This is a genomic window from Paraglaciecola sp. 25GB23A, from assembly GCF_040012495.1.
Lineage (GTDB): Bacteria > Pseudomonadota > Gammaproteobacteria > Enterobacterales > Alteromonadaceae > Paraglaciecola.
Genome location: NZ_JBDYKM010000001.1, coordinates 936,606 through 951,660 on the forward strand (window position 1 = coordinate 936,606; position 15,055 = coordinate 951,660).

10 protein-coding genes are annotated in these 15,055 nt (G+C 42.8%); 3 read left to right on the forward strand and 7 right to left on the reverse strand.

The window, feature by feature from the left end; all coding sequences use genetic code 11:
- Nucleotides 1-54 precede the first annotated feature (54 nt).
- Nucleotides 55-1,977: a TIR domain-containing protein gene (locus ABKW31_RS04025; RefSeq protein WP_348614913.1), complete on the reverse strand. Its 1,923-nt coding sequence runs from the start codon at nt 1,975-1,977 to the stop codon at nt 55-57.
- A 7-nt stretch (nt 1,978-1,984) separates the two neighbouring features.
- Nucleotides 1,985-3,106 (reverse strand): hypothetical protein, encoded by a 1,122-nt coding sequence (locus ABKW31_RS04030; protein WP_348614915.1) that lies wholly within the window; start codon nt 3,104-3,106, stop codon nt 1,985-1,987.
- Nucleotides 3,107-3,367: 261 nt separating this feature from the next.
- On the opposite strand from ABKW31_RS04030, the gene ABKW31_RS04035 reads away from it, so the two are divergent.
- The 3 genes from ABKW31_RS04035 to ABKW31_RS04045 all read left to right on the forward strand — a co-directional run bounded on the left by ABKW31_RS04035 (nt 3,368) and on the right by ABKW31_RS04045 (nt 7,537).
- Nucleotides 3,368-5,086: an NAD-binding protein gene (locus ABKW31_RS04035; RefSeq protein ID WP_348614916.1), complete on the forward strand. Its 1,719-nt coding sequence runs from the start codon at nt 3,368-3,370 to the stop codon at nt 5,084-5,086.
- Entirely contained in the window at nt 5,083-5,928 is an 846-nt protein-coding gene (locus ABKW31_RS04040; RefSeq protein WP_348614917.1) for a hypothetical protein, read from the forward strand. The genes ABKW31_RS04035 and ABKW31_RS04040 overlap by 4 nt, the downstream gene beginning before the upstream one ends.
- 250 nt (nt 5,929-6,178) lie before the next feature.
- Complete coding sequence (locus tag ABKW31_RS04045; RefSeq protein ID WP_348614918.1) at nt 6,179-7,537, forward strand: hypothetical protein; 1,359 nt, start codon at nt 6,179-6,181, stop codon at nt 7,535-7,537.
- 239 nt (nt 7,538-7,776) lie between these two features.
- Here the strand turns inward: ABKW31_RS04045 and ABKW31_RS04050 are convergent, their stop codons facing one another.
- From ABKW31_RS04050 to ABKW31_RS04070, 5 genes are all read right to left on the reverse strand, one after another.
- Nucleotides 7,777-8,310: a DUF6436 domain-containing protein gene (locus ABKW31_RS04050; RefSeq protein ID WP_348614919.1), complete on the reverse strand. Its 534-nt coding sequence runs from the start codon at nt 8,308-8,310 to the stop codon at nt 7,777-7,779.
- Nucleotides 8,311-8,314: 4 nt separating this feature from the next.
- Nucleotides 8,315-9,793, reverse strand: coding sequence for a methyl-accepting chemotaxis protein (locus ABKW31_RS04055; RefSeq protein WP_348614920.1), 1,479 nt, complete (start codon nt 9,791-9,793; stop codon nt 8,315-8,317).
- Nucleotides 9,794-10,711: 918 nt separating this feature from the next.
- Entirely contained in the window at nt 10,712-11,434 is a 723-nt protein-coding gene (locus tag ABKW31_RS04060) for a hypothetical protein (protein WP_348614921.1), read from the reverse strand.
- A gap of 101 nt (nt 11,435-11,535) precedes the next feature.
- On the reverse strand, nt 11,536-13,446 hold the full coding sequence (locus ABKW31_RS04065) for an alkaline phosphatase (protein WP_348614922.1): 1,911 nt from the start codon (nt 13,444-13,446) through the stop codon (nt 11,536-11,538).
- A 13-nt stretch (nt 13,447-13,459) separates the two neighbouring features.
- Complete coding sequence (locus tag ABKW31_RS04070) at nt 13,460-15,043, reverse strand: alkaline phosphatase (protein ID WP_348615196.1); 1,584 nt, start codon at nt 15,041-15,043, stop codon at nt 13,460-13,462.
- Between the last annotated feature and the right edge of the window lie 12 nt (nt 15,044-15,055).

Below are 15,055 nucleotides of genomic sequence, written 5' to 3' on the forward strand. Positions count from 1 at the left end.
GGTTGATTTTTCCCGACTGAAGTCGGTCCTACAAGGCCTAAATATTAGGCGGTTTTATTGCTTTTTTAGCTCATCACATACGGCTTGCAGTTGCTGAGTGAATGCGGCTTTTTCGCCAAGGGTGGCCACCAGAATACGCATTCCTTCTTCGCAGTCTTGGTTGGCGCGCACCATGTCGCCAGCCGAGGCAAGAACGGTGGCACGGTTGACCAATAAATCACCGTGGTTAGCATGAACTTCCCCATAACTGGCATCATAGTGAAGTTTTGCTTCATCAAAATGCGCAAGCGCCGCTGGCAGATCATGTTGATCGCCTGCAATCAAGCCTAAATACACCTCAGCAATGCCGCTTAGGTAATGGCGACCACCGTAGGCTTTTGTGTAAATGTGTACCGCTTGAGTTAACGCTTTTTTTGCCTCATCTAAGATGCCCATGGCATGTAATATTTGCCCTTGCATAGACAGCGCATCGGCTAAAGTGGGGTTATCATCTTCCAGAATGCCTTGCATAACAGCGATCGCAGTCTTTATTTGCTCGAGTGCGGGTTCTAAGTTACCACTCAGAAAGTTAACTTGTGCTTGCGCCAGTGCTATTTGTCCCAGCAGAATATCCTGACCTTCGCCACTCTTTAACACCAACACCTTTGCTCTGGCAAGATCGGCTGTCGCCCATTCCATTTCACCTGCGTCTGATAAGAGTAATGCTCGATTCTGCAGAGTATTTGCTATATCTAGGTCATTAGGCTGTGGCATATTCTCTAACTCGTGCAGCGAACGTCCAAATGCCTTCAACCCCGCATCATATTGGCCCCGTTTATAGTAGATTCTTGCTTGAATGCGGGCTGCGTCTGCGCGAACTTTGGCAGAGTCGCGATCAAAGGCACCCAGTTGTTCTCGTGCGGCCAGATCTTGGGCGTATTTAGCGGCCTCCATAGACGCATCTAACTCACCCAGTCGCAGCAGAGATTCAGCTTTAACTGAAATTACATTTGCATGTTCTACCCCAGAACGCGCTGCGGTAGTATTCACTAAATCGATTGCTTGATTAAAAAGTCCTAAATTATTATAAGCCAAAGCAATGGTTGCTGACAGACGGCTTTGAACCAGCGGTTGGTCCTGTAATTCAACGGTGATCCTTTGTGCGCCCCGATCGAGGATCGACTTTGCAGTGATAGTATTGGGATTCTTTTGAACAGAATTTCCGCTGGCAAAGGTTTTAACCAAAAAATCAGAGACTGCCCGAGCGGTGGCTGATTCCTGTTCAGCAATCGTTCTCTGTTTATCAGCCTCGAGCCGGCGGTCATTAGCATAAATTGCGAGCCCCACAGCAAATACAGCCGCCACCACAGACACCACACTCACTTGCACTAATATGCGAATGCGCCGCGCCGCCTCGCGCTGAACTAGATCGTCAAGTCGCAGTCCTGTTAATCCACAGACAAGTTTTAGTTTTGCCAGCCGTTTTCCATCTGCGCTCTTGCGCAGATCTGCTGCGATGGGTTCACTGGGCACTTCAGTTAACACACCACTTGGTGCGACAGTAAACTTGAGTGCGGGTGCAAAACACTCCTGATTCATGGTATCTGCAGTTGCGTTTGGCACGCCGTCTACGATAAGTGCCAGAACCTTGTTTGCACCGTGCATCAATTTGAATTGGCGGATTTCCTCGTTTACCCATTTGGAGCGAGCAGAGGCGGGGGAACAAATAACAATTAAAAACAACGAACGAGTTAGAGCATCTTGCAATTCTGTGCCCAAATTGCCACTTGCTGGCAGTTCATCCACGTCGCGAAAAATAGGCGATAGCCGTTTAGGAACAGGCCCCAGAGCTGTATGATTACCAATCAGTTTTTTGGGTAGGCGGTAACGCTCTAATTCGCTATGCAACCACTTAGCAATGGCTTTATCGCTATGACTATAACTAATGAAGGCACGGTAGGCAGGCTCGTCCGTTTGCCTCTTCTCTAGCGCTGCCATGTTAAGCCTACTTCAATTGGCGTTTGCGCCACATCGCGAGGCATACCATTCCAAACATCATCAATAAGTGGGTAGGTTCGGGTACGGATTCTACCGGTGCAATGCCTGGGCCGCTGATAGCGCGAAAACCAAGCTCTCCGTTTTCAAATGTGGGTAAGTTGAACTGATACAGCCCACTATTAACACCACTAATAGGTGAACTACTTGAAGACTGGGCTGCAAGTAAGCGGCTTAAACCTCGAGTACCAGCATCTCCGCCGCGGCCAATCGGATCACCAAAAGCACCATAGGCAAGCGGACAAGCGGCTCGCCCGACATCAAAACAAAATGCGTTGGAGAAAGTGGTGACCTCGGTAATATAAGATAAATTACCAATTTCACCTGGTGCAAGCATCAGTGACTCTGGAAACTCAACAATAAAATCGGTTGCCCCCCAGTCGTAACTGATTTGCTGTACGCTACCATCTGGCGATGTCCGACGAAAGTTTGTTAGGAAGTCTTCAATTTCGGAAAAATCTTCTACAATAGTGTTTGGGTTGCCATTTTCGCCAATAACCAGTGATAGTCCGCCGCTTAATTGAAATAAAATATCTTCACCTGAAACGACTTTGAAATCAAAACGACTGCCTACTGCTTCCTCACCAGGTGGGACAACATTACCTACATCTTGCCAGTCATAATCTCCATCATCACGCAAGCTGCATGACCGCATTTGGTAACCATTACAATTAGTGACAAAGATCCCTAAACCCGCAGGGGTAATTTGTGAATTTAAGGTTGGTCGTACTATGGTATTGCTAGTGTTTTCAAATGAAATATCCACCACAGTGCGCGATACAGACTGTACCTGTTCACCGTAAGATCCATTGCCGTTCTGGAATTCGACTATACCAACACCAACACGCGAAGTCGTATCAAAAAAAGCTGAAGAACCAAAGCCTGACTGGCCAAATTCCTCGCTGATCTGTGCACCTGAAAAACTGACAGTTATGGGGTTTCCATCGACATCGTTTCTAAATGTGCCAATGGCAGAGGACTCAGTCAATACACCTATAATATTGGCATAAACCGCTCCATGCATTGACATAATAAACAGTAGCGCAGTGAAATATTTAAGTAGCTTTTCCATAGCAAATAAAACCCGAGTAATGTTGTTATCACTACAATAGTCCTTAGTTTGGCGTTCGACAAGTCAAAATGTGCGCAAAAAAACAACAGCTTGAAAAATTAGTTATTACTGATCAAGATCTATTAAAATCAATGAAGGTCAGTTTTAGGGCAACGGATTAACCAAGGATGATTGTGATGCTTTTGTGATTTAATCTGCTAGCATCATGGCCTATGCTAAGCATTAACCATTGTCCAAATACTAATGTAAAAAGGATTTATTTTGGCTATTACTCAAACACAGACTGTATTTACTTACTTAGAAAGAGTAGTCATTGTTGTATTGGCAGTCGTCGCTTTTTTGTTGGGAATGATGGGTTATGATAGTTATTACGCCTTACAACATACCGCCACCACAATTAGCGATCTTGCATATTTATCGTTAAATCTTTTTTTCATGCAGTTTTTTGCCAAAGACACCTTACCCTTATCGCTAGATATTGCCCGATGGCTTGCCCCAGCCACCTTAAGCTATACCCTAATAAAAACCCTAATGTCTTTAATGCAGAATCATATACAGCGATTTAGACTGCGCTACCTAAGTGGTCATGCTGTGGTCTTAGGTTTAAATAACCGCAGTATGAATATTGCACTTTCATTTAAACAACATGGCTTTAAAACCGTGGTAATTGATGATGATGAATATAATAAGTACTGGGGCGAACTAAAAAAGCACAAGATCAATATGATGATAGAAAATCCAGCTGATACCGGAATATTAAGCGCCACTAATATATCAAAAGCGTCATATTTATTTGCCTGCACACCATTAGATACGGTGAATTTAAATATCATTTATGATGTGTTTCGCTTAAAACAAACCGCATCAGATGGGCCCACTTTGCACAGTGTTTGCCAAATAGATAATCGAACCTTGTTACATGCATTAAATAATCGGCCTTTATTTGCCACCAATCACAACACACTCACGACCAGAACAATAAATTATAATTTTGTTTCAGCACGCTGGTTACTAAATGAATTTGGACCACATAAAGTGGTTAACAATATTGCTCAGTTGAAGGCCTTTAGCATTGTTATCTTAAGTGACAATATATTCACCGCAGAGCTTATACTGAGGTTAGCTGAAATTGGTATTTATGGTTTTTCTGACAAAATTCGTATCGTGCTTGTTGGAGGTAAGGCTTCGCACATTTGCGCCGATTTGCAAACCCATTACCCAGCCATCAAAGAGCTCATCACATTAGAAGCAGTCGTGCTTACTCGTTATGACGATAAGCATTTTCAAATGCAGTTAAATGATATTGCGCCGAATCTAATTTATATCTGTGCTGCTGAAACCGGCGATAAGTTGCTCGCCCTTCAGAGTGTTTGTGATCAGTTATTCGAGGCCCAAATAGTAGTGTGCGAAACGGATAATCAGCGTTCATTTGAATGGTTGCAGGGGGAGTTTGCCAAGCAAGACAATGTGCATTTTGCCGATGTTAATAGTGCAATTTGTCATTATGATGATGTATTTGAAAATCGCCTTGATCGTATCGCTATTGTCATTCACAACAATTATGTTGCACAACAGCTTACTAAGGGTGAAACCACGGCACAAAATTCATCACTGGTATCGTGGGATGAATTACCCGAAGTATTAAAAGAAGCTAATCGTAACCAAGCAGACCACGCGGCGATCAAATGTCATTTTCTAACTGGAAATACCTTTCCAACGGTCGCTGAGGTTCGAACTGCTTTGACTAGTGAAACCAAAGCGATACTAGCTAAAATGGAGCATCAGCGATGGGTAGCGGAGAAAAAATTAGCGGGTTGGCAATATACTTCAGGCAATAAAGATCCGGTAAAAAGACGCTCTCCTAGTTTGATCAATTGGGAAGAACTATCGAATGAAGAGCAACAAAAAGATATTGATACTCTGGACTTGTTGCCAGCACTCGTTGAGCTAATCAATTCGTCAAGGAACCTATCTCAGTGACAGAAATTACTGCTGAAGATAGATTACAAGCAGAAATATTAGGTCTTAAAGAGGGCATGGCTAATCGCCCCAAAGCACCAAGGATTTTACGAATTGGTATTGCCGGACCTCGAGCCTTGAATGAACAACAACTAAGTAGCGGGTTATTAGCTCTATGCAATGTCCTTTTAACTATCTCCACAGAGCTAGGCTCGTATATTCAAAACAAGCAAACAGCCCAAAAACATGACGATCTAAAGCAATCTCAAGTACTCACATTAAGACTGACCAGTTCACTAGCAATAGGTGCCGATCGATTAGCCATGACAGGTGAGGTCAGCTCATGTCTGCAAGGTAAAGCTAAGCTAGAATACGCGGCTGTTTTGCCGTTTTTACTACAAGACTGTAAAAAAGGGATGTATGAAGCATCACGCACCAAAATAGAAAATGAAATCGATTGGTTGGCACTCAATACATTCATTGAACAGATTAAGCGCCAAGCAGAAGGTAATTTAATCGAACTAGAGGGAGATACCAGATCAGCAGAAACAAGAGATGAAGCCCATTTTAAATGTGCAGAATTGTTAGTGAAAAATATCGATGTATTGATCGTACTTACTACAGAAGGCAAATCTCAATTACCCAGCCACCATTTAGCGGGGACCAATACGACTTTGCGCTTAGCTCAGGATAGTGGAAGGCCCATCATACAAATTGTCCTACCATTAGAAGAGAAAGAAGCTGAATGTCGAATTTATCCTGGCAGCCGATATACTCTACCCGAAGAAAGTGAAATATTGTCAATCGATAAGGTCAAGAGACTTCTATCAAGATTGATGCCTTTGGGTAAGTCGGGATATTGAGTGTCAATTAACAGGACATGTTAATCAGAAGCTTCGGGCCTAAATAGCCCACCTATAGGGCGATGAATAAGCATTCTTGGTAACTTGCCCATTTGTTTTTCTCCTTGGTGGCGGTCCATTTGTACTTAGTGCTTTACCTATCTACTCCTTCTCTGCCTTAACGTTTTGTTTTGTGATTTCTGTGCTAAACAATTATCGTGGGTCTTGTTTCTTTAATTTTTATTCATGCTTAGTTGAACAGAAGGCTCTATTGAAAAATACGACAACTCATTCCCAGTCTGAACGTGCAGAACAGGTAAGACCCGAAGTCGCCGCAGGTTTACCTGGCGCACCGTCAGCATTGCATAAATATTTGCGTAAAGCAGGCATCGATCCTGACAGATTATCTATTTTACATTTAGGTCGACCAACTCATCTTGGTACTCATCAAACTCCTCCCTGGATAAGACGAATGGTCATAGCTTATGTGTTATGGCTAGGATTATTTCTACTCGATTACAATTCAATTGAGTTACCACATTACCTTGAAGCCATATTTTCATTGGTCGTGGGGCTGCTTATTATTCAAGTTGCTTGCCAGATTTTGGTCACTGCCACTGAGCGTTTTGCTGCGAGAATGGGCTGGACGCACTATGTAGCAGGCACGGTATCAGAGATATTGTCTACTTTACCTGAGCTTGTGGTCATTGGCTTCCTTGTGCCAGTCAGCCCACTAACAGCTTTTATCGTTGCCATGATAACCATCTACAACAATGCCTTGGTGTTTAGTATTTATTCTTATTTTTTGCCTAAAGACTGTAAGGGCAAATTTCTAATGCCTAAACCCATAACAGATGCCGGCACTCAAGTGTTAATTGCTGGTGGTGCATTGGGTTTGGTGATGGGCATTGTTATGTTGATTTTTTCTTCGAAGGGCCACCCTAAACAAGCGTTTGAAGCCATTGATTTGGCCGTGATGGCGTTTTTACTATTGGCGATTTTTGTGGTGTATCTTTATAAGTTAGTGAGAGATCTTGGAAAAGAGGAAGACGAAGTCCAAACGACTCTAAAATTAACTGAAAACGAAATGTTAGAGCGCCAACTACTGGCCTTCAAAAATGTCGAACGAAGCAGTATTGGACAGATTATTTTGTTACTTATGTTGGGTGTTTTAGGGGCTTTTTTGGGCGGCGAAAGTATTGCTGATTTCGCCTCATTGGCCATAAAGGATTTGGGCCTCAGTGGCATAGTTGCGGCAATGATCCTTGCAGGGTTTGCTGGTATGAGTGAATATGTGATTTTATGGACGTCGCATCGTAAAAAAGAATACGGAATAGCCTTGGCAAATGCCTTTGGTGGCATTGCCCAGTTAATGTTTTTAATTGTACCTTTTACCTTTCTTGCCATTGCGTACTACCAAGCATTTGTTAACCCGAATCATGCCGATTTACCTATTTTGTTTTCAGTGCCAAATATTCTACTGTTAATATTTCTCTTCCCCACCTTACATACCCTAGCGTCGCTATTAGAAAATGACCATACAATGGACATTCTTGACACCACAATAATGGTTGCGCTTGTGGGGCTTTTGCTAATATTGCTGGTGTCTTATGGCAGTGCCGCCGGGTAAAATTATAAAAAAGTATTAAAGAGTAGATATAAATTGATGATTCCCACAAACATAACTGCAGAGACCACAAAAGAAAAATATATCAATGGGTGACATAATTAGGGAATGGTCAGCACTGAGTATGTAACTTATTTTGTGTTAGATGTCTGAGCATTAACAATTGCCTATGACAGCCGTTTAGTGACATATTCTCATAGATTTTGTGGTCAAAGTATTCGGCAACTATATTGCTAAATACATCAAACTTGGCAATAACAACCGGTTGATTCCAATGGAATGATTGCACCGAAGGTGTTTTTACTAGCAAGATAAGGCTCAACAGTGCCATTACTTGAAAGACATCCAATGCCCGTTGAATAGGGGCCTAGATAACTCAGATTTCCGTGAGCATCAAACACTGCGATGGCTGGTGTGCTCGTTAGTATATTAGATAAACCTATAATATTTTCGATGTAGACCGTTTCATTCTTTTTGCCCATAGTCTCAACGGCGTTCTTGATCGATTTAATATGGCGGGAAGCAGTGAGCTGACAAAGGCAGTCACTTTTGCTTGTAATGTGCACGACCACGTTATTCAACGAAGCATGCAGGGCACCAAAGAGCATGTTATTAATTTGACTATCAAAATCAGGCTGATTAGCCGCGTAATAAAGTGCATAGGTAGGGTCGAAAGGTTTTTCACTACTTTTACTGGCATAAAAAAGCCCAATCAGCGAGATCATCAACCATAGAGGGACAATGATCACCAAGAGGGCTTTGTGACTTACTTTCACTTATTTAGGCTTCGAATTTCGCGAGTTCATTGTGTAGTCCAGTTATCTCACCTTTTAAATCCATTAGCTCTGATAGATTAGCTTCAATATCTTTAACTTGAAGGTTGGTTAAATCTGACAACCTTTTAGCTGATCCAGATATGCTAACAGACATCATAGACTGCTCTTCTGATGCAGCTGCCACAGAACTGGTGTTTTGACTTAATTTATCAATCAGAGTGTTTATTTCACCAATGCTTTTGCTGGCTTCAGTTGAGCCAACCACGTTATCTTCAACTCGTTTTGCGCAAGTTGACATAACCGTTACGGCATCAATAGCGCCATCAATTAGCTTTTTAGTTATTTTACCGATTTCTTCAGCATTCTGACCTGTTTTCACAGACAGCGTTCTAACTTCGTCAGCCACCACAGCAAATCCTCTACCATGCTCACCGGCTCTTGCTGATTCAATGGCAGCATTTAGAGCGAGTAAATTGGTTTGATCAGAGATGCTTTTAATTGCCGCCATAGCAGTATCAATTTGATTACACATAGACGACAAACTAGCGATTGAAGCAGAAGCTGTGTCGATATCAGACTTTAAGTTTTTTGCATCGTTTGAATTTCTGTCAATAATACCTTTAGCACTTTTAGTACCTGCACTCGCTTCTTTACTGAGCGTATCGATACCAACCACACTTCTCGATACTTCGGCATTTGCCAAACTGACTTGTTCTAAAGATATTCGAATTTGTTCAACTTCACTTTGGTTTTCCTTTGCCCTGACCATTGAGACTTCTGAGCTCTCGGATAAGCTGTTAGATAGCTGCTTTGAATTGTCCCCACTTGATTTCAGATTTAACACTAAAGAGCGCATTGACTCGATTAAGCGATTAAAGTCTTTGATAGATTTGCCATTACCCTCAACACTTTTTCTAATAGATATTTTATCAGTGCCGACTATTTCATCGATTGAGTGACTTAAGGCGTACCCTGACTTAGACTCAGTTTCAGAACTAATTGCAGAAATGACTAGCACAATTCCTTCTGCGACAGCAAAGAAAGCGTGCACCGCCAACATGCCATAGGTGAGATGACCATCCTCAAAAAGATAGACACCAGAGCTAGAACTTTGTAGTGCAAAAAACAGGAAGTGATGAACCGCCACCACAACAACCCCGGTGACAATAACTTTCCAATCTCTATAAATGCTTAAGAAAGCAAGCATAGTAAATATTTCAAAGTGCATCTCAGTCAAGCCCATAACCTGCTGAATATGCAAGGCAGTAATGAGTTGAGTCGCAATAGCGACAATATGTCTGGTGCTTTGACTGTAGGGACTTACTCTTGTCATGACTAAAGGCAGAGCAACAATAAGCGTACCTAAAGTTGCACCAATGAACAGGGTGTCTGTAAAAATACCGATGACAATTGCCGCCACCCACTGAATAATAAGAACACCAGTGAAAATGTTATTTGCCTGTTTGAACCAAGGATAATTCATTCGCCTACCTTTGAAGTTTTTAATCAAAATATATTGAAAGTTATTGATGCCAAAAACCATCAGCAATAAAAAAGGTTCTGATAGTTAATATATGTATCGTAGTTAAACAGCAGATACATTAATTTTATGTCATTATCAGGTACTCGAACCTACGATTAGCGTCTCTAAATCCTCTAAACTTCTAAGCCGGATATTGAATATCGTAACAGTACAATTCCTTTGATGTGCTTTACTTCTATGGAACAAGGCTAGGTGCAGAGCGGACTGTCAATTAACCAAGTCATATCAACTACTGGCGCACCATAATACACTTTTAACTAAATTGGGGCAGGGGAAAGTTAAAGTCTTAAATATTGGTAGAGAATTTATAGGAATTATCAGGACACCCACAATAACGACATTCTCAAAATAGCAGAAGTGGATACTTGAATTGCAATTCGTAAACATGGATGTCCTGTTTAGTTTTTGTCTTGTTCGGAATTGAGCAAAACCAGGATAACGTAAAGGGTTGCATATTAAGCACTGACCTGTGATGACTCTGCGCAATAGCGCTCTTGGCGCGTGAGCAATATCCAGACTAATCGAGCTAAGCGATGTGCGACGGCAACCGTGACTTTTTAAAGGGCTTAGTGAGGCGAAGCTTGGTTGCCCATAGGAATTATCAGGACACCCACAATAACGACATTCTCAAAATAGCAGAAGTGGATACTTGAATTGCAATTCGTAAACATGGATGTCCTGTTTAGTTTTTAGCTGTTCGACAAAGCCCAAGTTAATTATTTAGGCTAAAAATGGGGCGGTATGATTGTCGCCGATATCTACATAGTTTGTGCTCTGGTATTAATAGGACAGCCATATTAATCATGATTAAGCAATTCAGCCTGCAAACGCAGCCACCCAACTTTGGGTGGCTGCACATTAGTGATGGCCGCCCTCAATAGGCTGTCCATCGGTATTGTAAAAACCCGATGCGCCGTGTTCGACGAAGCCTAAGTTAATCATTTTGGCTAAAAATGGGTCGGTGTGATCGTCGCCGATATCAGCATAGTCTGTGCTCTGGTATTGGCTTAATTGCGTGAAAAAAAGTTCTATTGCAGGCTGGTCATATTGTTGGCTGGTAAGTTGCCACGTTTCTTGGACATCACCACGGGTTGAGCTAAAAGAGCTCACCAACTGTAACTCTGGCAGCCATTTTAATACGATCGTAGTATTTTCTGTGCTTTTGCTGTAGGTCTGTTCTTTTTGACAGCCAGAGCCTGATTCAGCGCTCAGTGTGAGTTGAGGCAGTAGACTAGCAGAGATGAGTTGATATCGGTAATCCCAATCTTTTTCAGTTTTGCCATGCACTTTTTCGCCAGGTTGATATTCGATAGCCCGTTGATAATGATCAAAAAAACGTGTTGGTTTTATTTGCTTGTTGTTGAGTAAAAACCACGACTCGGTTATTTCAGTGTTAGGAAATTGATGAGCAACAGTATTGCCGTTACGCCATAACACTAAAGGGCTAGTTTGTATTGCCTGGCCATTTTTAAATGTTTGTAGTTGGTATTCTGCTCGCAATTGAGAATGATTGATGTTGCATTCAGCCTTAACCACACTGCTTACCATCATCAATAACCATAAAATGAATAATTGCTGCATGTTTTTCTCCAAGGGTTGTCGTCACATTGAGGGTAACTAAAAAATCAATACTAAAACAAAAAAGGGCGCAGTATTACTGCACCCTAGTCGGCGGTTTATGTTTATTCTATAGACTGCTTAGCATTGGCCTTAGTGGTTAAATCAGCAGCAAACTCCATCACATGAAAAATAGTGCTTTGTTCGTTTGTACCGTTAACTAATAAGGCAGCTGGGCCTGAAGCATATATGCCAACGTCTTCACCTGAATGGGTTTCAGACGAAAGTGGTATTAATGCTTCTTGGTGATAGCCTGACGTTGTAGTGTCAATTCCAGCAATATCTTGGCGTCCAGCAGCAATGGCTAGCGCATAGCCTTCATCTGCATCGGTTTCATCACCTAAGTTTCTAAAACCATTGCCATTGGTATAAGCCAATGTGGTGTAAGGCATACCATCGGCTGCCAAGGCTGGCTCTTCAGAACCAACTGATACCACTTTACCCAAAATTGGGTTACCACGTTTAGGGTAACCGGCAATAGTAAATACATGGCCGTGGTCGGCAGTTACGATAATTAAGGTATCACTCATATCAGTCATTTTAACGGCTTTTTTAACCGCATCAGACAGGGCTATGGTATCCGTTAGCGCGTTATATGCGCTGCCTGCATGGTGACCATGGTCAATACGACCAGCTTCAACCATGAGGAAAAAACCCTCTTTGTTGTTGTCTAGGATGTCAATGGCTTTTTCAGTCATCTGAGCAATTGATGGCTCACCAGCAACATCGTTGCCACGATCGGCCTCGTACTGCATATGAGATTCGTTAAACAAACCAAATAATTTGCTGGTGTTTGCTGGGTCAACAGCATCAAAACCAGTCTGGTCCATCACATATACACCATTGGTATATTTGGCTTTCCATTCGGCGGTTAAATCACGACCATCGGTGCGGTCACCTTCAACGGCGCTCACTGCGTCTGTACTATTATAGGCAGCGTCTTTAGGCAAGAAGCTGCGACGACCGCCACCCATCACTACCTCGATACCATCGACGTTGATACCGCCGACTCGAGCTTCAAGATTGCCTTCAAAGTTAATTAATTGATCTGCAATATCGGTACAACCTGCAGTAAGTGCTGCCGCTGGCATATCGCCATCATCTTCCCAGTTGCGGTCAGCTGATTTAGCATATGTAGCTGCTGGTGTAGCATGAGTAATACGTGCAGTTGAAATAATGCCTGTTGATTTACCGGCAATTTCGGCTAATTCAAGCGCAGTTATCATTTCATTGCCCGATACGGTGCTGCAATCGCCGCGTTCAACGTCTTCACTTACACCGATAACGCCAATGTCTGTCTTAACACCGCTCATCATTGCGCTCATGGTGCCAGCTGAATCAGGTGTTTGTGAGTCAACGTTATAGGTTTTAGACAAACCTGCAAACGGCATGGTATCAAAAGACAAATTATTCTCTTCGCCCAACTCACCGTTCAATTGACCTTCCAGTATGCGAGCCGCAGTAATGGTAGATATACCCATACCATCGCCAATAAATAAAATGACATTTTTAGCACTACCCCGTAAGCTGTTAATTGTCTTGGCAGACAATTCTGTAGCGCTGTTACTTTGGCTGGTTGCTCCTTGTGGATTGGTTGCGTTTAACCAAGTTTGACGCGCCTGGGCAATTTCTTGCTGGCCATCAACAAACCAATCGTTATTTAGACTGTTCAACAGTTCACTGGAGTTAACCTGAGTGACGCCAGGTGCACAAACATATTCAGTCGCGCTTATTTCACTGCTTTCTAAGGTGCCGTTTGCATCTGTATCTAAGCCTGAATTGATTTGCACACCACTGTTAGGGCAATTGATATTGCCAACGGCCAAGTTAGTTTGCAGTACTACACTCGTTAAACCATTGCTTCCGTTTGTTCCATTACTGCCGTTGCTTCCGTTGGTGCCATTATCGCCATCATCCATACAAGCTGAAAGGCCCATTACTGCCATGGCTACTAGCGTTAGTTTTAGATTTTTCATGAGTCTTTCCTGCCTATTCTTGAATTAAGTCGAGTGCTTGTTCGATTAGATGAAACACAACACTTTGTTCAACCACACCTTGCACTAACTGCGAGCCTGGCCCCTGTGCATGCAATGAAATGTCTTCACCTGAATGGGTTTCGCTGCTAAGGGGGACTAATGCTTCTTGATGGAAGCCGCTAGCGCTTGTATCAATATTGCTCAGGTCAGCGCGGCCTGAAGCTATGTCTTCGTTGTAACTTAAATCGGCGTCTGTCGCGGTGCCAAGATCCAGAAAACCAATGCCATTGTTGTAACCAACAGTGGTATAAGGCGTGCCGTCAGAAGCTAAAGCGGGTTGCTCAGAACCCACGGTAACAACTTTACCTAATATTGGGTTACCGCGTTTCGGATAGCCTGCAATAGTAAATACATGACCGTGGTCAGCCGTTACTAAAATCAAGGTGTCTTCTGGGTTAGTCATGGCAACGGCTTTTTCAACCGCATCAGACAATGCAATGGTATCGGTTAGAGCATTGTAAGCACTGCCAGCATGATGTCCGTGGTCAATACGGCCAGCTTCAACCATTAAAAAGAAGCCTTGCTCGTTGTTGTCGAGAATATCAATGGCTTTTTCGGTCATTTGCGCAATTGAAGGTTCACCAGCAATATCGTTTGCACGATCTGCTTCATACTGCATGTGAGATTCGTTGAATAGACCAAATAAGTGTTTAGTCGTGGCGGGGTCAACGGTGTCAAAACCCGCTTGGTCCATAACATACACACCATTAGTATATTTGGCTTGCCACTCAGCAGTTAAGTCGCGACCATCGGTACGATCACCTTCGACGGCACTGACTGCGTCTGCGCTATTGTAGGCAACATCTTTAGGTAAAAAGCTGCGGCGGCCGCCGCCCATAACGACGTCTAAACCATCCACATCTACGCCTTTAAAACGTGCTTCAAGGTTAGATTCAAAGTTAACTAATTGATCAGCAATATCTTTACAACCGCTAGTTAGTTGTTCAACTGGCATATCGCCATCATCTTCCCAGTTACGGTCAGCTGATTTAGCGTAAGTTGCCGCTGGCGTAGCATGGGTGATTCGAGCGGTTGATATAATACCGGTTGATAAACCTTTGATTTCAGCCAATTCTAAAGCTGTAGTGACTTCATTACCTAAGGCCGTACTGCAATCGCCACGCACCACATTTTCGTTTACACCAATGACACCAACATCAGTTTTTAAACCTGACATCATCGCCGTCATTGTGCCTGCAGAGTCGGGTGTTTGTGAATCTACGTTATAGGTTTTTACTAAGGCCGTGTGGTCGAAAGACTCAAAACTTAAATAGCCTTCTTCACCGGTATTGCCAGCTTGTTGTCCTTTTAATATCCGAGATGCTGTTAGGGTCGATACGCCCATGCCATCACCCACAAACAAAATAACATTTTTGGCTTTGAACGCGTTGTTAGTGTTAAGTTTTTCAGTGAGTTTGGTTTGTGCATCGGTATACCAATCGCTAGCGCTTTGCTTCGCTGGCACGACCTCTGCGCTTAGGGCAGTGGACACGGCAAAAGCCAGTACACCATAAGCTGCTTTCCAAGTCTTATTCATCATTTATATCCT

Coding starts and splice junctions, on each gene's coding strand:
- ABKW31_RS04065 (WP_348614922.1), bottom strand. CDS start 13,446: ATGAAAAATCTAAAACTAACGCTAGTAGCCATGGCAGTAATGGGCCTT.
- ABKW31_RS04055 (WP_348614920.1), bottom strand. CDS start 9,793: ATGAATTATCCTTGGTTCAAACAGGCAAATAACATTTTCACTGGTGTT.
- ABKW31_RS04070 (WP_348615196.1), bottom strand. CDS start 15,043: ATGAATAAGACTTGGAAAGCAGCTTATGGTGTACTGGCTTTTGCCGTG.
- ABKW31_RS04025 (WP_348614913.1), bottom strand. CDS start 1,977: ATGGCAGCGCTAGAGAAGAGGCAAACGGACGAGCCTGCCTACCGTGCC.
- ABKW31_RS04060 (WP_348614921.1), bottom strand. CDS start 11,434: ATGCAGCAATTATTCATTTTATGGTTATTGATGATGGTAAGCAGTGTG.
- ABKW31_RS04030 (WP_348614915.1), bottom strand. CDS start 3,106: ATGGAAAAGCTACTTAAATATTTCACTGCGCTACTGTTTATTATGTCA.